Origin of the sequence: Sutterella seckii (assembly GCF_009183815.1) — a bacterium.
GTDB lineage: Bacteria > Pseudomonadota > Gammaproteobacteria > Burkholderiales > Burkholderiaceae_F > Sutterella > Sutterella seckii.
In genome coordinates this window covers 1-20,853 of the sequence record NZ_WEHX01000006.1, presented here as the reverse complement: position 1 = coordinate 20,853, position 20,853 = coordinate 1, and the positions used below count along the sequence as shown (strand labels likewise).

The window sequence follows — 20,853 nt, the reverse complement described above, 5'->3', positions numbered from 1 at the left end:
CCATGCCGCGGTCTCCGCACGAGCGCGGCATGACAGATCCTGAGAAAAAAGAAAACGCCCGCGGAAGCGAACAACTTCCGGCGGGCGTTTTCTTTGTCAGTCAAAAGCGGGAAAGCACTTTATTCGGCAGCCTTTCCATTGGCCTTCAGAAGGTCGCGGATTTCGGCGAGGAGCTTCAGCTCCTCGGCGTTGACGGGCGCGGGAGCAAGAGCCGGAGCGGGCTTTTCGGCCGCAGCCTTCTTCGCCGCCTCTTCGGCCGCCTTCTTTTCCTCCGCATCCTTGTCGGCAAGGAGGCGCGCGGCTTCAGCCGCGATGCGGGCGCGGGCCGTCACGACGATCTTGATGAGCCAGAAGACGGAGAAGGCAAGGAGAAGGAACTGGACCACGGCCGTGAGGAAGGCGCCGTAGCCGAAAACGGTGGCGCCTGCCTTGACGAGCGCCTCATACGTGTGAGGACCCGTATAGCCCGCGGGAGCATCCTTCAGAACGATGAAGAGGTTCGTGAAGTCCGGGCGCCCGACGATGACGCCGAGGATCGGATTGATGATGTCCTTCACGAGACTGTCGACGATCTTAGAAAAAGCAGCGCCGATGATCACGGCGACGGCCAGGTCAAGGACATTCCCTTTCGAAATGAATGCCTGAAATTCCTGAAAGAACTTGCGCATTTCTTTATTCACCTTTGGGTGCGTTTATGGTTTTTAAAGTGTGTTCGTTCATTCCGCCGGACGCGCAGTCCTTAGAGCCCGCGGCTCCGGCGAATTGCCGACTCCGTATTTTCCTTGAATTCGCGCGCGTCTGCGCGGGAAACGCGCAGCGACTCGCGGATTTTCTGCGCCGTCCTTCGCGCCGTCACGGGGTCGAGGCCGCCCGAAGCAGCGCTTTCGAGGAAGGTCCGGCGCGTGAGATCCGCGTCCGCAACATAGAAAATCGAGAGCGCCCAGGCGAGCCCCATGGAAACGTAGTAGGCCTTTCCGGCCCAGCGGAGCACATTTTTGTCGAGCGCGAGGCTGAGGGCGCGGGGAAGCGTCGACTCGTCGAGAAAATTGGTGAGGAGCAGCACGAGCCCCGTACGGACGCGCCAGAGTTCATCCGATTCAATGAGTTCGCGGATGAAGCAGAAGGCATCGTCGGGCGACTTTCTGAGGCACTTCATCGATCCCGCAAAAAGGTCGCAGAGCGCCCAGTTCGTGATGAAGGACTGATACTGCCTGGCATATTGAAGCCGCTCACCAAGGGGAAAACGCTTCTCGAGCGCGATCACGAGCCCAGTCGTCTTGAGTACTTCATGCGCTCGAACCTTCCCCGGGACGAGCGCTTCCGCGAGGAATTCCCTCGAACGGCCGCTCCGGATGATTCTCTGCGCCGCGGCCCGCACGGCCGCCATCGGTACGCCGATGCGGTAAGGCACGCCCGGGAGCATGACGCCCTTGGTGTCGTACATCCGGAAGTCCGCGGCGTGAATGAGTTCCATGTGGAGCTCGTCAAGGAGCGTCATAAAAAGTGCCTCTCAAAAAGGAATGCGCGAAGTTCGGAAAAGGATAGCGGAAGCGCCTCGCTCAGCGAATGAAAGAGGCCTCCCCATTGAAATCCCGAATGCGCCTCCCCTTTCGCATGCCGCTACAATGCTCTTCGAAAACAATTCCAACGCGCCCGTTGAAGCCGGGATTTTTCTGAATCTCCCGCCGGCGCTCCACCACTGCCACCGAAGTTCATCATCATGCAAAGCGAAACGCCCACCCCGGCAGCTGATCCTGCCCTGATTCAGAAGAAGAACCCCGGCATCGTCGCCTACATCGCCTTCGCGCTCGCCGTCGCGTTCTTTTCAGGCCTTCTCATTACCGACAAGTGGTGGGGCATCTTCGACTACACCGTGCTCCTCGGCGACTTCGGCTCCGTCGTCGCCAAGGTAACCGACAAGGGCGGGGAAATCTCGACCGTCATGTCGAACTTCCGCGGCAAGGGCGGCTCGGGCGCCATCGACGGCTTCATGTTTGCGCTCGCGCTTGTTCCGACCATCATGCTCGCCACGGCCATGATCGCGGTCTTCGAATACTACGGCGCCCTCAATGCCGCGGAACGCCTCCTCAACCCGATTCTGCGTCCGCTCCTCGGTCTCCCCGGCTGCTGCTCGCTCTCGATCATCGCCTCCCTCCAGTCGACCGACGCCGGCGCCGTCCTCACCCGCACGCTCAAGGAATCGGGCGACATCACCGAACGCGAAACGCTCATCTTTGCGGCCTTCCAGATGACCGCGGGCGCTGCAATCGGAAACTTCCTCTCGAGCGGCATCGTCTTCTTCTCGCTTCGCGGCGCAGACGGCTCTCTCGTTGTTCCGACGACGATCGGCACCTGCCTCGGGATCATTCTCCTCGGCAAGGTCCTTTCCGCCAACCTCACGCGCCTCGTCTTCATCCGCGAGGACAAGAAGGCTCACGCCTAAGCGTCTGCTTGAGACCTTCCGCAGCCAAAAGCCGGCCTTCCTCGGAAAGCCGGCTTTTTTGCGCCCGATGGAAGCGGATGCCTTACGGCGGCCGTTAAAATTAAAGAATTGCCGCAAAGAAAAGAGGAATACCCGCATGCGCAACCTCCCCTACCACCTTCTCGCGCTTTTCGTCGTGATCTGCTGGGGTCTCGCCTTCGTAAGCACCAAGGTGCTCTACGCCTACGGCATGGGCCCCTGGGCAGTCGTTGCGCTTCGCGCGGTGCTCGCCTACGGGCTTCTCATCTTCATCGCGCCGAAGGACCTTTACGCCGGGACCTTCCGGAACGAAGTCACCGTGGCGCTTCTCGGCTTTGCGAGCGTGCCGCTCTCCTACGGGCTCCAGAATCAGGCGCTCGTGACGGGCCAGGCGTCCACCGTCGCCGTGCTCGTCGCCATGGGACCGGTCCTCACTGGGCTTCTCGCAATGGCGGCGCTCCGCACCTGGAAGATGCACTGGATGACGATGCTCGGCCTCGTTGCCGCAGTCACGGGCGCGCTTCTTCTCTATTTCGACGTTGCCGTCATGCAGGAGCTCCCGAGCAGAGGCTTCATGCTCGGCATCGCCGCCGCGGCCGCCTATGCGCTCTACGCGCTTCTTCTGCGCGCGCTCGGCGACCTCTCGCCTCTCTTCGTGCTCCGCAAAGCCACCGGCTACGGCGTCATCGGCACCATTCCCTTCTTTCTTGCCGAAGGCCCCACGGAAGCCGTGCTCCTCACGGATCCGGTGGTCGTCGCGAACTTCCTCTTCCTCGCACTCGTGGTTTCAGCGATCGGCTGGGTGCTCTGGCAGACTGCGGAACGCCATGTCGGGGCTCCCGCAGCGCGCATCTACACCTTCATCTGGCCGCTCGCAGCCGTCCTCGGGGGCATCTTCATACTCGACGAAACCTGGAGCTACATCGGCTTCATGGGCGCCGGCATGATTCTCTGCGGCGTCATCAGCGCGCAGACGGGACTCGCCAAAGTAGCGCTTGAGATGGCGAAGCGCTATTGAAGACGAAGAACTAAAACATCGAGAAAAAGGCCTTCCCGGTTCATGCCGGAAAGGCCTTTTTGCTGGAACCCTAAGGCGTCAGAGCATCAGGAGCGGACCGACACCTGCTCGTGCGCATGACCGCCCTTCGCGATCAGATCAACCATGGCGAGCGCATAATCGGCATAGCTCACCACGCTCTCGCCCGCGGCGTTGACCGAGAACGCGTCGCTCCCGAGCACGTATTTTCCCGTTGCGGGCGCATCCGGGAGGAACGCGGCTGCCGGGCTCACATAGGTCCACAAAACGTCGGAGCGAGCCTTCACGGCTGCAACCTGACGACGCTGGGCGTCGGCGAGCGGGAAGTATTCCTTCGGGAAGGACGGCTCATCAACGACCTGACGGGTGTGCTCAGGGTCGAGCCAGAGGCTCCCGGCGCCGCCCACGATGTAGAGGCGCTTTTCAGTGCAGGAGAGAAGATCGCAGAGATGTTCCGCCGTAGTGATGTGAAGCGGAATCGTCTCCGCGGTCCAGAAGCCGAGAGCGTCCACGACGACGTCAAAAGGCTTCAGATCTTCCTTCGTAAGCGCCATAACGTCCTTCTCAATGACGGAACCGGCACCAGATTCATTCGCATGGCGGACGACCGCCGTGACATCGTATCCGCGGCGAAGCGCTTCAGTGACAATAAGGCGGCCGGACTTGCCGTTCGCGCCGACAACTGCAATCTTCAACATGTTTTGTTTCCTTTGTATGTAGTTCGATATCGAACTGTTGGCAAGGTTAATCCTTAATTTTCGAATCGTCAATATTGTTCGATATCGAACTTGTAACGAGAGATGTCGCCCTCTGGATGAAAGGCCATCAGAAGAAAAGAGAGCATGCCTGCCAATACGCCAATACCAAAACCGGACCTGAAGGCTGAAACCTCACAGCGTCGTAATGATCGGACCGGTATTTCCTGCTGATCCTTCAGAGGCTCAAGGATGTAAGAAAAAAACGGAGCCGCATTGAAGTGGAGCGTGCTGGCGTAATTCAGAGGCTGAAGAAAGGCTGGACAAAGAATCATCGGGACATTCAGTGCTGAAGGAAAGAAGAATCCCGGTACCGACGACAGGGATGATTCGCATCCAGGCTGCACGATGATTCACTCAATTGAAACAGAAGCGTGGTTCTCTGCAAATGATGAGAATTTGAATAAGGAAATCGTAACAGGTCAGTCTGTCATCAATGATCAATTTCCAGAGAATACGCAGATCAATTTCAACTGCAAGGACAAGATAATTTTCGAATGACAGGATGGAAAATTCAGTCGAACATAATCGGAATCACAGACGATTCCCATGGAAATGAAAAAATAATGAATTTTAGTGCTTATTCATCTTGATTTAATTTCAGTGCCTCTCTATATGATTCGACATTGATTTCAACGAATGAAATTCATCAACAGTGCGGACTAGTTTTTCATCGATCACATTCTGATTCTTCATCAGTTAATCATGAATTCTCTCCATCAGAAATGATGCGAATTCAATTTCACTTCCGTTATCAAATCAACCCGACATTGTTTCCTCCCTTGCATCTTCAGCAATGAACCTCATTCCATCCGGAAGCTTGATTCAGAGCGTTGGATTGATGGTCCGTTGCTCCGAAGACGACGCACAAACCCGGGGAGGGGAGGTTCCTGAATCAAAGGAAGCGTCAATTTATTGGATGCGCCACTCTGACCGCATTCCTGGCTGCTGGTGCAAGGCCGACCGTAGTCGTTCCCGTCAAATTTCTTAATCTTTAAGATGTTGTATCTGCATTGTTATACTTGATAATACTTCGTATGTTGCGTTTTATAGAATTAAAAGCGGCAACAGAAAAGCAGTCTGGAAGCCTGAAAATTGACATTTTCAGGTGTTTTATCCATTACTTGCCCACTTCATGCTTGAAGTTTATAATTCGCATAATTATGTGAATTCAACCTCATAACACATCTTAAAGTACATGTCATGAGACCATCGATTGCTGTTGAGGACGCCGTCCAGACACTCGGCGCCAATATCCGGAATGCTCGCCTCCGCCGCCGGCTCCCTCAGTCTGTCGTTGCAGAACGCGCCGGAGTTTCACTCAATACCCTTTCCAAAGTGGAGAACGGCGACTGCGGCGTTTCGATCGGAAACATTGCCTCCATACTGAACGCCGTCGGCCTTCTCCCCCTCCTCTCTTCTCTTGCATCCTCTGAGAATGATGATGCGGGTCTCCTGATGGAAGAGAAGAATCTTCCCCGGAGAATCCGTCAGAAAAAGAAGCCTTCCCTCTCCTCCTGATTTCATTCAGCGACGGAAGAAAATCAGAATTAATTCTTCTCTCTTCACGACTTTCATTCCTTTTCCACTATGAAGCAGATCGAATTCAGGCGCTGGGAAGTCCGTTCCTCGGCCTCCTCCGGAGCGCTTTTGATCGGAGAACTTTTCTTCCCTCTGAATAAGGAAAGAAATGAACTGGAATCAGATTCCAATGAATCTGATAATGGATCATTAAAAAGAGAAAAGAAGAAAAAAGCCGTCAGGAGCAGCAGAGAGAGAATTGCATCTCCATCAGGAATCAATCAGCCGCTTCTTCCGAGATTCCGCTATTCGTCTGAATGGATTGAATCGGGCTTCGCATTGGGCGCTGACCTTCCGCTTGAAAATGGAATAAAGCTCCCTTCCCGCGGAAAGAAGCTATTCGGGTTTCTCGCTGATCGTGCGCTGTCGCCCCAATCCGGATCCATCTTTCAATCCGCACGAGCGGCCGGATCAAAAGTAATGGACGGGTCAGAGGCATTCCGCAATGCGGGCGATATGGAAATGCTCTCGCTCCTTCTCCCGCATCGGGATGCGCACGCGGGAGGAGCCGAATTCTATACTGACGGCGTTCAGGCAGGGAGCGCCTCCCGAATTCCGAATGAGTCCTCGAGTCTTGAAAGCATTCTCTATGCGCTTCATGCAGAAGAACGAGGCAGAGCCAATCTGAAGGCCCTCATTGATCTCTCATCCGCCACTGCCCTCCCCGGCCGTCATACGGCGCAGGTCGTAGTCTCCGGGAATGACGAAAAGGCGCTCACGCTCAGGCGCTATTCCGATCTGATCGATGCGCCCCTCTGGCGTGAGGTCTTCATGCGGCTCGCCCGGGACTGCGGCATTGAATGCGTTGAAACGAGGCTCGCCGACACCATGGGAGCACGCGCCCTCTTTGCCGACCGCGCCGACCGTAATGAAGGCAGAAAGCGCTTTACGCTCTCAGCGCGCACCCTGTCGCCAGAAAGATCCGTGTCCTATCTCGGGATTGCCGACATTCTCAACCGGGAGGGAGCGGCGCCGAAGCTTGATCTGCCGCAGGTCTGGCGGCGCATGGTCTTCTCGCTTCTCACGGGCGCAGAGGACAGAGGCGAAAAATGGCTCTTCTACCGTACGGATTTAGGCTGGCGTCTTGCGAAAACGCATGGATTTTCGCCTGCCTCGGGAGCCGCGCGCATGATGACCGTTGACGGGCGGCGGCCTCTCGCGTCGCTCGATGATGCGATCCGCCTTGCGCCCTACTTTGCCATGACGCTTGCCGACGCCAAGGCGGGCGCCCAGGAAATGCGCCGGGTGCTCTCCTTCTGGGAAGACCGGGCGCTCGAGCTCGGCGCCGATGCAGCGGAAGCCGAAATGCTGGCTCCGGGCTTTGAAGCCTATTGAGGCCAGTTAACGCCTGGCGAGCCCAGACCCCGAAAAGCAGGCGCCCGGAATCCTCGTTAAGGAACTCCGGGCGCTTCTTTAATGGAGAGCGATCAGACAGTTATTCGTCATCGCGCTTCGCCGCGCGGAAGTCGAGCTCCATGTCGTACCAGACGGCGCCGCCGTGGACGGACTTCGAAATGCCGCAGTTGACGAATCCGAAGCCTGAATAGAAGTCAATGAGGTGCTTCTTGCAGGTGAGGATCACGCCGTCGCGCCCTTCCTGACGGGCCTTTTCAATAAAGGCGCGCATCAATGCGGAGGCATAGCCCTGATGCTGCTCCTCGGGGATGACGGCAAGGCCGAAGATCGACTGCCAGTGGCCGTCGGGGTTATGCATCTTCGCGTCGGCGAACATCTCGTCGCAGATCGTGCGGTTGTCCGTCACCATGCCGTCGATCAGGCCGACGGGACGATCGTCCTTCATCAGAATGAGAAAGCAGTCGGAAAAAGCGTTGAGACGCTCGACGAAGCGCTCTCTGCTCGCCCTTTCCGCAGGCGGAAAGCACTTCGCTTCGATCTCAGTAACGATGTCGACATCGGCCGGCGAAGCCGCACGGATGGAAAGCATGTAAACCCCTCTGTAAACCCGACGTCTTCCTGGAGTCCCGGAAACCAATGCCCGGGGATGAAGGAAGCGCGTGAGGCATCATCTTAACGTAGCCTTATCCCCCGATGCCGATCCGCAGAGCTTCTATTTGGCTTTTTCACCACGTATCGGCTGCTTTTTCGAACGTCCCTTCAGTTTGACCGGCCGCACTCCTCTCCCCGAAGCGGGCTATTCCGGGGAAGCCCGCTAAAATTTCCCTGAGCCTCTTTTTTCCTCTCTCCGGTTCCAACCATGAAAGCCCTGCGAATTGCCTTTGTCCTCGTTCTCATTGCTCTCCTTGCGGGAACCGCCTGGTGGCTGAGGAACCATGAGGACAAGGCCCCGCTCACGCGCGCCTGGGGGAACGTCGATACGCGTCAGATTTCGCTCGCCTTCGAGGCATCAGGCCGCATTCTGAAGCTTGGCCCTCAGGAGGGAGCTCCGGTGAAGGCGGGAGAGATCATCGGGAAGCTCGATACGGAAGCCCTCAGAATTGAGCGCGATCGGGCTCAGGCAGAGCTTGAGCGCGCCGAGGCGCAGGCCTCTCTCTCTCGCGAAGGATATCGCGCCGAGGATATCGAGGCGCAGCGCGCGCAGACGCTTGCCCTTCAATCCCGTCTCGAGCTCGCCCGCCGCACCTACGTACGCCAGAAGGAACTCGCCCGGGCGAACGTCTCGAGCCGGCAGAACCTCGATGATGCTGAGATGTCGCTCGAAGCCGCCCGCCGCGAACTGAAGGCTTCCGAAGCGCAGCTCCATGCGCTTGAATCCGGACTTCGCCCGCAGGAAGTCGCTTCTGCGGAAGCTGCAGCCAAATCTGCGCAGGCGGCCGTCGCCTCGCTCGACTATCAGATCGAGAAGGCTTCCATCCTCAAAGCTCCTGCGGACGGCATCATCCGCACGCGTCTGGCCGAACCCGGCGACATGGCGTCTCCCTCGAGAACGATCTATCAGCTCTCCATCGTCTCGCCCAAGTGGATCCGGACGTACGTGACTGAAAATCAGCTCGGCCTCGTGAAGGAAGGCGCCGAGGCCCTCATTTCCACCGACACGATCGGGTCCCTCAATGCGCGCGTGAGCTGGATCTCGAGCACCGCGGAGTTCACGCCCAAGACGGTGCAGACGGCGGAACTGCGCACCGCGCTCGTTTACGAAGTCCGCCTTGAAGCGGCTGATCCGGAAAACCGCCTGCGCCTCGGCCAGCCCGTCACCGTCGACTTCATTCCCGGGAAATGAAGCAGAGGATGACTGACGCCCGTTCACTTCCCGTCGAAATCAGGAACCTCAGAAAAACCTTCCGGGGTCCTGACGGGAAGCCTTTTGCCGCCGTCGACAATCTCTCGGTCGTATTGCCTGAGCCCGGCGCCATCGTGAGCCTCATCGGCCCGGACGGCGCGGGGAAGACGACGCTTCTGAGGCTCCTTGCCGGGATCCTCACGCCGGACGACGGCGAAATCTCGCTCTTCGGCAAAAAGCCCGACACCGATGATCCGGACTTCGTCGCCATGCTCGGCTTCATGCCGCAGCGCTTCGGCCTCTATGAAGAGCTTTCCGTCTGGGAAAACTTCCGGATCTTCGGCGCCCTGAGAGGCATCCGCGAGAAAGCGCTCGAAGCGCGGTTTCGGGACCTCATGACGCTCTCGGGCCTGAGGGGCTTCGAATCCCGCGAGGCCGGGAAGCTCTCGGGCGGCATGAAGCAGAAGCTCGGGCTCTCCTGCTCGCTCCTCGCGGAACCTAAACTACTCCTTCTTGACGAGCCGACCGTGGGCGTTGATCCGCTCTCGCGCCGCGAGCTCTGGCGCATTCTCCGGGACATGCGGGACCGCACCGGAATGACGGTGCTCGTCTCCACGGCGTATCTCGACGAGGCGGAGGCCGCCGACCGGACGATCCTTATTTCGTCGGGGCGCCTCATTGCGGAGGGCGACCCGAAGGCGCTCGCGCGGGAAACTCAGGGCCGGACCTGGCTCGCAAGGGCCCGAGACGAACGCAGAACACTTCCGCTCGCACGAACGCTCATGCGCGAAGTCCGGGCTGCGGACCCCAGGGCCCCCTGGCTTGATGCCGTTCCGCACGGCGACGCCGTCAACCTGCTTGCTCCGGAAGACGCTGTTGATGCGCCCCGGGAACTCCCGGACGGCGCAGCGCTCTCTTCCAGAACGCCCGCCCTCGAAGACGCCTACTGCGCTCTCACCTTTCCGCTTGCCGCCAAAACCGACGCGCTCCGGATTCTCCCGCCCGCCTATTCGGTTGAGGAGCCGGACGCGGTGGTCGCGAGAAACATCTCCCGCCGGTTCGGGAGCTTCACGGCGGTCGAGGACACGAGCTTTTCCGTGAAGAAGGGCGAGATCTTCGGACTCCTTGGTCCCAATGGGGCCGGGAAGACCACGACCTTCCGCATGCTCTGCGGGCTTCTGCCGGCTTCGGGCGGCACGATTTCCGTCACGGGCTCCGACCTGAGGACGGCAAGGAGCGCTGCGCGCGCCAAGGTGGGCTACGTCGCGCAGAAGTTTTCGCTCTACGCGCAGCTCTCCGCCCGGCAGAATCTTGAATATTTCGGCGCCTGCTTCGGCGTCGCCGGCCGGCAGCTTGAAGACCGGATAGAGGAGCTCACGACGGGGAGCGACCTCGGAGAGCGGCTCGAATCCATCACTCGGGAGCTCCCACTGGGCGCCAAGCGCGAGCTTGCGCTTGCCTGCGCTCTGATTCACAGGCCGGCCATACTTTTCCTCGATGAGGCAACGTCAGGCGCCGACATCGCCGCCCGGCGCGCCTTCTGGCGGCGGATCGTCGGCCTCGCGGAAGCGGGCACCACCGTCATCGTCACGACGCACTTCCTTGAAGAAGCCGAATACTGCGACCGCTTCCTCATTCAGGATGCGGGCCGGGTGCTTACGCTCGGAACCCCCTCGGAAGTCCGGAAGGAAACCGGGGCATCGAGCATTGAGGAGGCCTTCATCTCCATCGTGACCCGGGCGCGCAGGAACCGCGAAGAAGCGGAGAATCAGTCATGACGCAGATGCAAGGCTTTTCTCCGGTGCGGTTCATGACGCTTCTCTTGAAGGAATTCCAGCAGATGGTCTGCGATCCGGCGACCATCTTCCTCGGCACCATCCTCCCCGTCATTCTGATTCTTCTTTTCGGCTGGGGCCTCTCGATGGACCTCACCCGGGTCCCCGCGGCCGTCGTCGAAAGCGAAGCGACGCCCCTCGCACGGGCGCTCACCCAGGAATTCGTCGGGAGCCGCTACTTCGACATCACGACGCTTAGAAACAGAACGGAAGCCGAGGCGCTTCTTTCCGCCCGCCGGATCGAGGCGATCATCGACATCCCGCAGGGCTTTGAACGCGACGCGTCGCGCGGCGAAGCCGTGATCGGCCTCACGATCCACGGCGTTGATGCGAGCGCCGCAACGATCATCCGCACCTATGCGAAAGCTGCGGTTGCGCTTCTTCAGGAAAAGATCGCTCTCCGCGAGGACGGCGCCGCCATGACGGGCGTGAGCGGCGCGGGCAGTACGGGCGGCGTCATGATGCTTTCGCGCTCCTGGTTCAACGAAGCCAATACCTCCGCCTGGTACCTCGTTCCCGGACTCTCCATCGTCGTCCTCACGCTTTCAGCGAGCTTCCTCGGAAGCATCGTCATCGCCCGCGAGTGGGAGCGGGGAACGATGGAGACGCTCGCGATCACCCCCGCGACTTCGCTTGAGATCGTGCTCTCGAAGTTCCTCGCGAACTACGCCCTGATTGCCGTCGGAAGCCTCCTCACCTTCCTCACGGCCGTCTTCATTTTCGACGCTCCGGTGCGCGGAAGCCTCTTTCTTCTCGCGCTCACGATGCTCTTTTATACCGCCTGGGCCGTAAGCTTCGGACTTTTCCTCTCCGCCTTTCTGAAGAGCCAGTTCGTCGCGATCCAGCTCGCCGTAATCGGAAGCTACCTCCCGTCCCTCATTCTCTCCGGGTACCTCTTCGACCTTCGCAGCGTCCCCGCCTTTATTTCGGCGGTCGGCCACATGATGCCCCCCACCTACGCGATCGAGTCCGTGAAGATTCTCTATCTCTCGGGAGGTCCGGAGCACATCGTGCTCTCAAACCTCGCCGTCCTCGCCGCCTGGGTGGTCCTCTTCCTTGCCCTCGCGCTCGCTGCGACCAGGAAGCGCCTTGACTGACGGATGGAGAAGCCCGAAATGTTCAGCACTTCCTTCCTCGCCGGGCTCAGAGCCTCTCTTCTGAGGCTCCGCGCGCTCGCGCGCAAGGAGCTCATCACGCTCCTGCGCGACCCCGGCATGCGCCGGATCCTCGTCGTTCCCATCATCGCGCAGTCGATTCTCTTCGGCTACGGCGCGACCTTCAATCTCGAGGAAGCTCCCTACGTCATTTACGACGCGTCGCAAAGCCCGGCGAGCGAACGCGTGATCCGGAAAATCGAAGCGAACCGCATCTTCGTGCGCGCGGGATCCCCGCAGTCCTACGAGGCTTTCGAGCAGGCCGTGAACGACGGCGACGCACTGATCGGCCTCTATTTCCCCGATGACTTCGCAAAGAAGCTTGCCCGGGGCGAACCCGCGGAAATCTTCGTCGCCGCCGACGCGAGAAACACCACCACCGCCAATGTGGCGACGGGCTACGTCTCGGCGATCATCGAATCCATCGCCCGCGAGGACGGCACCGCGGGCCCCATCGAGGTGCGCGAGCGCTACCGCTACAACGAAAACGGCATCACCCGCTACAACATCATGACGGGCCTCATCCTCGGTCTTGCCATGATTCAGGTGATGCTCCTCGCCGGGCTCGCGATCTCGCGCGAGCGCGAGGAAGGGGCCTTCGACATGATGCTGATGACGCCGCTCTCGCCCGTGGAAATCTTTATCGGCAAGGCCGCCGCCCCCATTCTCATCGGGATCTTCCAGAGCTTTCTGATTTTCGCCGTCTGCCGCTGGTGGTTCGACATTCCCTTTGCCGGGTCGCTTCCGCTCCTCTTCTTCGTGGTGGCGCTCTTCTCAACGAGCATTGTGGGGCTCGCGCTTGCGATCTCCGCCTGGGCGAAGACCCTTCAGCAGTCGGTGGTCCTCTCCTTCATTCTGCTTCTTCCCTCGCTCGTCCTCTCGGGCCTCATGACGCCGGTGGCGGCCATGCCTGAATGGATGCAGACCATCACCATCCTCAACCCCGTCCGCTACGGGATCCTCACGATCCGCATGATCTACTTTGAGAATGCAGGATTGAGCGACATCCTCCCCTACCTCTGGCCGCTCGCCGTGATTTCGGCCGTGACGATTCCGGGCGCGGCCTGGCTCTTCCGGAACAAAGTCGTCTAAGGTTTTTCGGCCCGCAAGAGAAAGCCGCAGCGCCCGTTGCGAGATTGCGGGGCTGCGGCTTTTCTTTTTTTCTTATCGTCCCGGGAAGCCGGAAAGGTTTTCCGGGACGATGTCGGTCTTCAGACGTTTTCAGGCTGAAAAGGCTGCGGAGGAAGCTCCCGCTTTTTCAACCCTCACTGCGCACACCTTGTATTCCGGCGTGGAGCAGATGTTGTCGAGCGCGGCCTTCGTGAGCCAGTTGCAGTTGCCGTCCTGGAAGTGGAAGGGCATCCAGGTCTCGCCCGCATTGGTCTTCCCGGAGACGTGCGCCACCGATTCGATCCTGCCGCGGCGGGAGCTCACGACGACGCGGTCGCCGTCGGCGATGCCGAGGTTCGCCGCATCCTTCGTGTTGATCTCGATGAAGGAGTGGCCGGAGATCTCGTTGATGCCCTCGGTCTTGTCCGTCATCGCGCAGGCGTTGTAGTGGTAGAGGACGCGCCCCGTCGTCAGCATGAGCGGATAGTCGGCGTCGGGGAGTTCGCTCGATTCGCGGTAGGCCGCGGTCGAATAACGGCCAAGCCCGCGCGTGAACTTCCCGACATGGAGGATGGGCGTTCCCGGATGGTCCTTCCCGGTGCAGGGCCACTGAAGACCCTGACCGTTCACCTCGGGGCTGTCGAGACGCGCGTGGCTGATGCCCGCGAAGGACGGCGTCACCGAGGCGATTTCGTCCATGATCTCTGCCGGCGTCAGACGCGGCTGCGGATACCCCATGCGGTTCATGATGTCCGTGAAGATGTCCGTGTCGGCCCGGGTGCCTTCGATCGTCACCGCACGGCGGATTCGCTGCACGCGGCGTTCGGTGTTGCTGAAGGTGCCCTCTTTTTCCGCGTAGCTTCTGCCAGGCAGAACGACGTCGGCGTACTTCGCCGTTTCCGTGAGGAAGAGGTCGTCCACCACGAGGAAGTCGAGGTTCTTAAGCGCCTTGATGACGTGATGCGTGTCGGGATCCGTGCGCACCGGATCCTCGCCGAAGATGAAGAGGCCCTTCACGGCGCCTTCGATCATCTTCGGGTAGCAGTCCGTGGCGTAGAGGCCCTTGAAGCGCGGGAGCTCCGTGCCCCAGGCCTTTTCGAACTTCTCGACGATGCCGGGCTGAGCAATCTTCTGGTAGCCCGTCAGGTCGCCCGGGGACGCACCCATGTCGCAGGCGCCCTGAACGTTGTTCTGGCCGCGAAGCGGGTTGATGCCGCAGCCGGGACGCCCGTACTTCCCCGTCACCATGGCCATGTTGGAGAGCGCCATCACGCCTTCGGTGCCGGACGAATGTTCGGTGACGCCCAAGCAGTAGACGATCGCCGCGCGCTTCGCTTCGCCGTACATGCGCGCCGCCGCGATCAGGTCGCGGGGGTCGATGCGGCAGATTTCAGCGACGCGCTCGGGCGTATAGGCCTCGACCATTGCCTTGAGGTCTTCAAACCCTTCCGTGCGCGTGCGGATGAATTCCTGATCAATGAGTCCGTCATGAATGAGCTGACGAACGATGCCGTTCGCGAAGGCGACGTTCGTGCCCGGACGGAGCTTCAGGTGAATCTGCGCGGCCTGAGCGAGTCCGATGTCGCGGGGATCAACCACGATGAGCTTCAGGCCCCGTCGGATCGCAGCGCGAAGCTGCATGCCGATCACCGGATGCGCTTCCTCGGGGTTCGAGCCCACAAGCACCACGACCTCGGCGTTTTCGCAGATGTCCGAAATCGGATTCGTCATGGCGCCCGAGCCGAGCGTTCTCTGAAGACCCGCCACGGAGGGACCGTGGCAGACGCGCGCGCAGTTGTCGACGTTGTTGGTTTTGAAGACCGTGCGCGCCATCTTCTGGAGCATGTAGATGTCTTCGTTCGCGGACCGCGCGCAGGCAAAGGCGGCGAGCGCTTCGCCTCCGAACTTGTCGCGGAGTTCCGTGAACTTCTTCGCGACGAGATCAAGCGCCTCGTCCCAGGAAGCGGGTTCGAGCTCGCCCGTGACGGAGGAGCGGATGAGGGGCGTCGTCAGACGGCGGTCCGACTGCACGAAGTCGAAGCTCGCCGAGCGGCCCTTCACGCAGAGGAGTCCGTGATTCGAGGGGCCGTCCGCGGCTTCCGTATCGACGATGCGGCCGTCCTTCACGATCAGGTCGTACTGGCAGCCCGTCGCGCAGTGCGGACACGTCGTGCGGACCTTCTTGATTTCCCACGAGCGGTAGGCGCGGCGGCGCTTCATCGTGATGGCGCCCGTCGGGCAGGCCGCGGCGCAGGTGCCGCAGGATTCGCAGTTCGTGCTCTTCCAGTCCCTGCCGAAGGGCGCGAGGATCGTCGTGCGAAGGCCCGCCTTGCCGGAGACCAGCGTGTGGTTCCCGGCAGCGTTGTTGCACGCGCCCACGCAGCGCTGGCAGCGGATGCAGAGCGACGGATTGAAGGCGATGAAGGGGTTGCTGTCGAGGATCTCGCCCGATGCCGGCGTAATTTTGAAGGGCGACGTTTCGACGCCGAGTTCGCGGCAGCGGTGCTGAAGCTCGCAGCTTCCGTTCTTCGTGCAGCTGAAGCAGTACTGCGTGCTGTTCAAGCCGTGCTCGGCGATGATGAGCTGAAGCGCCGTGCGGCGGGCCCGGTCGATCGCTTCAGAACGGGTCTTCACGACCATGCCGGGGTGCGCGAGCGTATTGCAGGAGGAGACGAGCCCGCTCACGCCTTCGACCTCCACCACGCAGAGGCGGCAGGAGCCGATATTGCTCACGTTCTTCAGGTAGCAGAGGGTCGGGATGTGAATGCCGGCGGAACGCGCCGCATCAAGGAGCGTTGCGCCCTCTTCGACCGCGATCGTGCGGCCGTCCATCGTAATGTCAAACATACTGAATCCTCCCGCCCACGGCAGCACCCGCGCCGAAGCAGTCGCAGCGCAGGCAGCGGCTGCATTCCTGAACGGCTTCTTCCCTGCTCATCCCGAGCTCGACGTCCTTGAAGTCGCGCTTGCGGAACTTCACCGGACGCTCATTGATGTTGACGCGCCCCATCGGGGTGCGGTTGTTGGCCTTCGGAGCCGGCGCCGTGACGCCGCAGTCGAGAATGTGGTGGTAGCCGAGCATCTCGTCGATGTTGCGCGCAGCGGCCTTGCCGGCGCCCACGGCGCGAATGACGGTCGTCGGTCCGCTCTGGCAGTCTCCGCCCGCATAAACGTTCGGGAGACCCGGAACCTGCAGGAACTCGTCCGTGACGAAGGCGCCCCACTTGACGGGCATGCCGAAATCCTCAAAGGGCTTCGTGACGACGTCCTGACCGACGGCGGCGATGATGAGGTCGGCTTCGAGTCGTTCCGTTTCCTTGTCGGCTTTGGCGACCCCCGGACGACCGCGCGAGTAGGCGCCGATCTTCTGGGGCTGCATGATGAGCGCCCTGCAGCATCCGTTTTCGTCGGCTTCGACGGAAACCGGGGCCTCGAGCGTCAGCATTTCGACGCCTTCGGCGATCGCCGCGTGGATTTCTTCCTTCAATGCCGTCATGTCGTCGATGCGGCGGCGGTAGACGAGATTCACTTCGTCCGCGCCCGCGCGCACGGCCGTGCGCACGCAGTCCATCGCGACGTTGCCGCCGCCGATCACGGCGATCTTCTTTCCGCGATAGTCGGGATAGGCGTCGTCGCCGATCGCGCGGAGCATTTCAACCGCCGAGATGACGCCCTTCGAATCCATGCCGGGGAGCTTCAGGCCCTTCGCCGCATGCGCGCCGATCGCCACATAGACCGCGTCGCATTCCTTCGAGAGGGTCTTCATCTCCTCCGTGCCGATCGAGGCGTTCGTGACGACTTCAATGTCGCCCGCAGAAAGAATGGCGCGGATGTCTTCATCGAGGCGCTCGCGCGGGAAGCGGTAGGCGGGGATGCCGTAGCGCATCATGCCGCCCAACTTGTCGCGGGCTTCAAAGACCTTCACCTTGTGGCCCATGAGGGCGAGATAGTAAGCGCAGGTGAGCCCGGAGGGGCCGGCGCCGATCACGGCGATGGTGCGGCCCGTGGGAGGCAGAGCCTTCGGGACCGGAACCGTGTCGGCAGCCGCGCCGTCGACCGCATACTTCTTGATGCCGCGGATGTTGATGGGCGCATCAATGAGGGTCCTCCGGCAGCGCTTTTCGCAGGGGTGTTCGCAGACGAACCCGCAGGCCGTCGGGAACGGATTGTCCTTGCGGATCAGGGCGACGGCTTCGGCAAACAGACCTTCGCCCGCGAGCGCAATGTAGCCCGGCACATCCACGTGCGCGGGGCAGAAGGTTTCGCAGGGAACGGACTGGGAAATCCCCTTCTGGCACGCATGCGCCTCAATGTGGCTTTTGAATTCGTCGGAGAAGCGCTCGATGCCGTCGAGCACCGCCTGAGCGGCGTCCCAGCCGATCGCGCAGTCGGAACCGTCGCGGATCACTTCGGCGAGAGACTTAAGCGCCTCGAGGTCGTCGGGCTCCGCCTTGCAGGAGGCGATGCGGCGAAGGATTTCCGCAAGCTGCGGCAATCCGTCGCGGCAGGGCACGCACTTGCCGCAGGTCTGAAGGAGCGATGCGTCGAGTTGACTTAGGAGCAGCGTTATGGCGCACTGCCCCGGAGGCGTGGCTTCAATGCGGCGCATGAAGCCCTGCATGGTCTCCTCATTGCGCGCATCAGTCACGGCTGGCGGACGGACGGATAGACGTGTCATTTTCTTTTTCTTGGCGTTTTGCTCTCCGCATGCGGGCTGAGGACTTCTCTCACGAAGTCATCGCCAGTACGGGAAGCATTGGTGGGTCTTGTTTATTAGTGTTATCCCTAGCTATTTCTTGTCCGTTGATTCTAGCGTTTTCCCTTCCTCTCCTGAAGAGGTATTGAAGATTCAACGCGCGATCATTTGAAAAAATTCACTAGCGCCGGATATGAATTTACATTTCGCAAGTACCCGAATTCTGTTTACAGACTTCGCCTGCGCCTCAGGGATCCGCAGAGTTTTAAGCGGCCTCCGGAACCTGAGGTTTATGCATCTTTGCGTCATGTATAGACGCTTAATAACCGTACCGTAATTGGCGAAGCCAACCGGGCGGATAGTTCCCGCCTTATCGAGGAGTTAGAGATTTCGAAATAACTTGAGCAGGCATTGGGATCATACGGATCTGCCCGGCTCGACCACCTGCCCGAGACCCGCCGCATTGGATGACCATCATGGTCTGTTCGGCGATTACGGAAGCGTCAAGCCAACAAGCAAAGAACGAGAAAGTGCTATCCGTGAGAGTCCACGAAAGTGAAGCAGTGACATTACATTTTCTTACATTTAAGGAACGTAAAATAACTATAAATATCAACTCATTCACGTTTGCGACATAGTTTTAGATCTGCTTTTCCACAATTGCGCCATACTTTCAGCGGCCATTTTCCACAATTGCGCACGCATTTCTCATCAGGCAAGGAGAAACCGCACCTCTGCACCGCCTTCAACGGACGCAGCCGCTGAACTCAAACCCGGTGAAGCCTCGTCAGCCTTCACGAATTTCCGCGGCCTTGCGGGCGAAACCGGCCATGCGCTCAATCATCTGCGGCATTTCGCGCTCACGCGAAATGAGATAGATCCCGTGCCGGAAGCCTGATTCCGGAAGCGCCTCGACATGCACGCGACTCCTTGCCTCCGGATGCCGGAGGAAGACGGAGGAAGCGACTATGCCCTGTAATGCACGGCGCAGGTGCTTTTCAAAACATCCAACGCACCAATGCTAGTATTTTGATATCCATAAAGTTCAAGCTTCCTGAAGCTTCTGCCCATGCGCAATCTCCCGCTCGGCATCTCCGATTTTTCGACCATCCGCAATCCCTCCCGCAACTTCATTTATATCGACAAGACTGCGCAGATTGCGGAGATGGTGCGGATGTTTCCTGCGGTCTTCATCGCCCGTCCGCGCCGTTTCGGGAAGTCCCTCCTCGCCTCAACGCTTCGCGATCTTTTCGGCAAGGGCATTGAAGGCTTTGAAGGTCTGGACATTGCCAAGACCTGGACAGACACCACGTATAAAGTCGTGAGTCTGGATTTCTCTGCCTTCAGGGATGTCGGGACGCTGGAGGATTTTTTACTCGCGTTCGATCTGCACCTTCAGGGACGTCTGCGCGCCGCAGGAATCGAAACCTCGCCTGATGTGTCGCGCTTCCCGCTTCAGCGCTGGGAGACAGCGCTATTGTCGCTGCCGAACAGCTCGCTCGTGCTGCTCATCGACGAATACGATGCGCCGCTCACCGAATGTCTACATTTGCCGGAACGGTTCGAGCAGTATCGCAGAGTCATCGCATCCTTCTTTGCAAGAACAAAGTCGCTCTCCGGGGCCCTCCGGTTCTTATGCGTCACCGGTGTCATGAAGTTCAAGCAAAACGTGCTGACTCCGAGCTTCAATGCCTTGACGGATCTGTCGATGATGCCTCAGTACGGCTCTCTGCTCGGATTCACGGAAGACGAACTTCGAACCAATTTTTCAACCTGGCTCGAGCGGGCATCGGACCTCTGCGGCATGTCACACGACCAACTCATTAGTCGAATGCGCCGCGAGTACGGCGGCTTTTGCTTCGACCAAAATGCTTCGACGGATGTCTTCGCGCCCTGGTCGGTTTTGCAGTTCCTAGCGTGTCCGCAACCCGACTTTCAGCACTATGGGCTCAATCCCGGCGGCACGACTGCGATTGTTCGCAACTTCCTAAAAGTTCGGGGCCTGCTTGATCCTGCTCATTACGATGAACCGTTTTTAGAGGACCTGACAGTCATCGCCAGCGACGATCCTATTCTGGAGCTCCAGCCAACCTCTGTCCTTGTGCATACGGGCTATCTGACCATTAAGAAGGCAACCGGCGACGGTGCCGTCATGCTCGGCTATCCGAACGAAGAGGTGCGGGAGGCGATGGGGAATCTTTGCTCGCTTCATCGCTGAACTCAACTCGCAGGATTAAGGCCAACATCTCTCCCGCGCGGACTCCCGCTGATTTTCTGCCTTCAGCGGGAGTCTCTTCATTATTGAGACACGAGCTTCAGTCCGATCAGGGAAGCAATCAGTGTAAAGAGGAAAAAGAGTCTCAAAGGCGCCGCTGGCTCTTTGAAAACCAGGATGCCGACAAGAACGGTTCCCACGGCACCGATGCCCGTCCAGACGGCATAAGCAGTGCCGAGCGGGAGCGTCTGCGAAGCTTTTGCGAGGAGTCCCATGCTGAGCGCCGCCGAAATGAGAAATCCGCCGGCCCAGAGGCAGAATTCAAAGCCCTCCGCGCCCCGGGTCTTCCCGAGGCAAAACGTCATGCCGACCTCAAAGGCGCCGGCAAAAAGCAAAAGGAGCCAATCCATACGTCCGGACGACATCAGGCCTTTTCGGCGATCAGAATCTTTTCCACTTTCCGGATCCCTGCTTTTTCGCGCCAGCCCGCGATCCACCCGTCAAGAAGCACGGTGTCGTCCATATCGGCTTCAAGCCGCCAGGCGCCGTCGGGCAATTTCTGAAGCTTCTGCGTCGTATTATTAACAAAGGTATTTAATAGTTGACGGATGGTGCTGTGTGGCGCTTGGGGTCAGGCCGCCTGTGCATAGAGGGTACTCTCATTCGTAAAACAGGCGCGAATAGGGGTCTTCTGACTTTTGAAGGTGGAGGTGATCTCCTTTGCGTGCTCGAGCGTTTCTTCGTGATTCTTCGGCCCCTTCACCCGCAGACTCGTTTTGAGCTGACGATTCAGAAACTCATCGGGGTTCAG

General features: G+C 59.6%; 19 protein-coding genes. 9 read left to right on the top strand and 10 right to left on the bottom strand.

Annotated elements, in window-relative coordinates; genetic code table 11:
• Positions 1-119: 119 nt before the first annotated feature.
• The gene (gene mscL / locus GBM95_RS02305; protein ID WP_152157601.1) at positions 120-668 is read right to left on the bottom strand and encodes a large conductance mechanosensitive channel protein MscL; all 549 of its coding nucleotides are present in this window, start codon (positions 666-668) and stop codon (positions 120-122) included.
• A gap of 71 nt (positions 669-739) precedes the next feature.
• A complete protein-coding gene (locus tag GBM95_RS02300) occupies positions 740-1,498 on the bottom strand; it encodes a DNA alkylation repair protein (RefSeq protein WP_152157600.1) in 759 nt (252 codons plus the stop codon).
• Between the two features lie 222 nt (positions 1,499-1,720).
• Here GBM95_RS02300 and GBM95_RS02295 point away from each other — a divergent pair, with 222 nt between their 5' ends.
• Complete coding sequence (locus tag GBM95_RS02295; protein WP_152157599.1) at positions 1,721-2,443, top strand: nucleoside recognition domain-containing protein; 723 nt, start codon at positions 1,721-1,723, stop codon at positions 2,441-2,443.
• Between the two features lie 136 nt (positions 2,444-2,579).
• On the top strand, positions 2,580-3,479 hold the full coding sequence (locus GBM95_RS02290) for a DMT family transporter (RefSeq protein ID WP_152157598.1): 900 nt from the start codon (positions 2,580-2,582) through the stop codon (positions 3,477-3,479).
• Between the two features lie 86 nt (positions 3,480-3,565).
• On the opposite strand, the gene GBM95_RS02285 is transcribed toward GBM95_RS02290, so the two are convergent.
• On the bottom strand, positions 3,566-4,195 hold the full coding sequence (locus GBM95_RS02285) for an NAD(P)-dependent oxidoreductase (protein ID WP_152157597.1): 630 nt from the start codon (positions 4,193-4,195) through the stop codon (positions 3,566-3,568).
• Between the two features lie 1,260 nt (positions 4,196-5,455).
• Here GBM95_RS02285 and GBM95_RS02280 point away from each other — a divergent pair.
• Both GBM95_RS02280 and GBM95_RS02275 read left to right on the top strand, forming a co-directional pair.
• Positions 5,456-5,773, top strand: a complete 318-nt coding sequence (locus GBM95_RS02280; protein ID WP_152157596.1) for a helix-turn-helix domain-containing protein — start codon at positions 5,456-5,458, stop codon at positions 5,771-5,773.
• A gap of 480 nt (positions 5,774-6,253) precedes the next feature.
• A complete protein-coding gene (locus GBM95_RS02275; protein WP_152157595.1) occupies positions 6,254-7,168 on the top strand; it encodes a HipA domain-containing protein in 915 nt (304 codons plus the stop codon).
• 100 nt (positions 7,169-7,268) lie between these two features.
• Here GBM95_RS02275 and GBM95_RS02270 read toward each other — a convergent pair whose 3' ends face one another.
• On the bottom strand, positions 7,269-7,778 hold the full coding sequence (locus GBM95_RS02270; RefSeq protein ID WP_152157594.1) for a GNAT family N-acetyltransferase: 510 nt from the start codon (positions 7,776-7,778) through the stop codon (positions 7,269-7,271).
• A gap of 270 nt (positions 7,779-8,048) precedes the next feature.
• Between GBM95_RS02270 and GBM95_RS02265 the strand changes: the two genes are divergently transcribed.
• The 4 genes from GBM95_RS02265 to GBM95_RS02250 are packed head-to-tail and all read left to right on the top strand — an operon-like array spanning position 8,049 to position 13,113.
• Positions 8,049-9,032, top strand: a complete 984-nt coding sequence (locus tag GBM95_RS02265; protein ID WP_152157593.1) for an HlyD family efflux transporter periplasmic adaptor subunit — start codon at positions 8,049-8,051, stop codon at positions 9,030-9,032.
• 8 nt (positions 9,033-9,040) lie between these two features.
• Positions 9,041-10,810 (top strand): ATP-binding cassette domain-containing protein, encoded by a 1,770-nt coding sequence (locus GBM95_RS02260; RefSeq protein WP_152157592.1) that lies wholly within the window; start codon positions 9,041-9,043, stop codon positions 10,808-10,810.
• Complete coding sequence (locus tag GBM95_RS02255; RefSeq protein ID WP_152157591.1) at positions 10,807-11,964, top strand: ABC transporter permease; 1,158 nt, start codon at positions 10,807-10,809, stop codon at positions 11,962-11,964. The genes GBM95_RS02260 and GBM95_RS02255 overlap by 4 nt, the downstream gene beginning before the upstream one ends.
• Before the next feature lie 18 nt (positions 11,965-11,982).
• Entirely contained in the window at positions 11,983-13,113 is a 1,131-nt protein-coding gene (locus GBM95_RS02250; RefSeq protein WP_152157590.1) for an ABC transporter permease, read from the top strand.
• Between the two features lie 129 nt (positions 13,114-13,242).
• Here the strand turns inward: GBM95_RS02250 and fdhF are convergent, their stop codons facing one another.
• The 3 genes from fdhF to GBM95_RS12925 all read right to left on the bottom strand — a co-directional run bounded on the left by fdhF (position 13,243) and on the right by GBM95_RS12925 (position 18,749).
• Entirely contained in the window at positions 13,243-15,978 is a 2,736-nt protein-coding gene (gene fdhF / locus GBM95_RS02245; protein ID WP_152157589.1) for a formate dehydrogenase subunit alpha, read from the bottom strand.
• On the bottom strand, positions 15,971-17,809 hold the full coding sequence (locus GBM95_RS02240) for an NAD(P)-binding protein (protein ID WP_152157588.1): 1,839 nt from the start codon (positions 17,807-17,809) through the stop codon (positions 15,971-15,973). The genes fdhF and GBM95_RS02240 overlap by 8 nt, the downstream gene beginning before the upstream one ends.
• Positions 17,810-18,614: 805 nt before the next feature.
• On the bottom strand, positions 18,615-18,749 hold the full coding sequence (locus tag GBM95_RS12925; RefSeq protein WP_264298063.1) for a hypothetical protein: 135 nt from the start codon (positions 18,747-18,749) through the stop codon (positions 18,615-18,617).
• Positions 18,750-18,896: 147 nt separating this feature from the next.
• On the opposite strand from GBM95_RS12925, the gene GBM95_RS02235 reads away from it, so the two are divergent.
• Positions 18,897-20,045: an AAA family ATPase gene (locus tag GBM95_RS02235; protein WP_152157587.1), complete on the top strand. Its 1,149-nt coding sequence runs from the start codon at positions 18,897-18,899 to the stop codon at positions 20,043-20,045.
• An 80-nt stretch (positions 20,046-20,125) separates the two neighbouring features.
• Here the strand turns inward: GBM95_RS02235 and GBM95_RS02230 are convergent, their stop codons facing one another.
• The 3 genes from GBM95_RS02230 to GBM95_RS12505 form a co-directional block, all read right to left on the bottom strand.
• Complete coding sequence (locus tag GBM95_RS02230) at positions 20,126-20,467, bottom strand: DMT family transporter (protein ID WP_264298062.1); 342 nt, start codon at positions 20,465-20,467, stop codon at positions 20,126-20,128.
• The gene (locus GBM95_RS12920; protein WP_264298061.1) at positions 20,467-20,598 is read right to left on the bottom strand and encodes a hypothetical protein; all 132 of its coding nucleotides are present in this window, start codon (positions 20,596-20,598) and stop codon (positions 20,467-20,469) included. The genes GBM95_RS02230 and GBM95_RS12920 overlap by 1 nt, the downstream gene beginning before the upstream one ends.
• A 75-nt stretch (positions 20,599-20,673) precedes the next feature.
• Positions 20,674-20,853: hypothetical protein (locus GBM95_RS12505; RefSeq protein WP_226963114.1), on the bottom strand; the 180-nt coding region annotated here is incomplete at its 5' end.

Bases quoted from the DNA above. Each gene is read 5' to 3' on its own strand.
- GBM95_RS02285 (WP_152157597.1), bottom strand. From the start codon at position 4,195: ATGTTGAAGATTGCAGTTGTCGGCGCGAACGGCAAGTCCGGCCGCCTT.
- GBM95_RS02240 (WP_152157588.1), bottom strand. From the start codon at position 17,809: ATGACACGTCTATCCGTCCGTCCGCCAGCCGTGACTGATGCGCGCAAT.
- GBM95_RS02255 (WP_152157591.1), top strand. From the start codon at position 10,807: ATGACGCAGATGCAAGGCTTTTCTCCGGTGCGGTTCATGACGCTTCTC.
- GBM95_RS02235 (WP_152157587.1), top strand. From the start codon at position 18,897: ATGCGCAATCTCCCGCTCGGCATCTCCGATTTTTCGACCATCCGCAAT.
- GBM95_RS02260 (WP_152157592.1), top strand. From the start codon at position 9,041: ATGACTGACGCCCGTTCACTTCCCGTCGAAATCAGGAACCTCAGAAAA.
- mscL (WP_152157601.1), bottom strand. From the start codon at position 668: ATGCGCAAGTTCTTTCAGGAATTTCAGGCATTCATTTCGAAAGGGAAT.
- GBM95_RS02280 (WP_152157596.1), top strand. From the start codon at position 5,456: ATGAGACCATCGATTGCTGTTGAGGACGCCGTCCAGACACTCGGCGCC.
- GBM95_RS02300 (WP_152157600.1), bottom strand. From the start codon at position 1,498: ATGACGCTCCTTGACGAGCTCCACATGGAACTCATTCACGCCGCGGAC.
- GBM95_RS02230 (WP_264298062.1), bottom strand. From the start codon at position 20,467: ATGTCGTCCGGACGTATGGATTGGCTCCTTTTGCTTTTTGCCGGCGCC.
- GBM95_RS02295 (WP_152157599.1), top strand. From the start codon at position 1,721: ATGCAAAGCGAAACGCCCACCCCGGCAGCTGATCCTGCCCTGATTCAG.
- GBM95_RS02290 (WP_152157598.1), top strand. From the start codon at position 2,580: ATGCGCAACCTCCCCTACCACCTTCTCGCGCTTTTCGTCGTGATCTGC.
- GBM95_RS02250 (WP_152157590.1), top strand. From the start codon at position 11,983: ATGTTCAGCACTTCCTTCCTCGCCGGGCTCAGAGCCTCTCTTCTGAGG.
- GBM95_RS02275 (WP_152157595.1), top strand. From the start codon at position 6,254: ATGGACGGGTCAGAGGCATTCCGCAATGCGGGCGATATGGAAATGCTC.
- fdhF (WP_152157589.1), bottom strand. From the start codon at position 15,978: ATGTTTGACATTACGATGGACGGCCGCACGATCGCGGTCGAAGAGGGC.
- GBM95_RS02265 (WP_152157593.1), top strand. From the start codon at position 8,049: ATGAAAGCCCTGCGAATTGCCTTTGTCCTCGTTCTCATTGCTCTCCTT.
- GBM95_RS02270 (WP_152157594.1), bottom strand. From the start codon at position 7,778: ATGCTTTCCATCCGTGCGGCTTCGCCGGCCGATGTCGACATCGTTACT.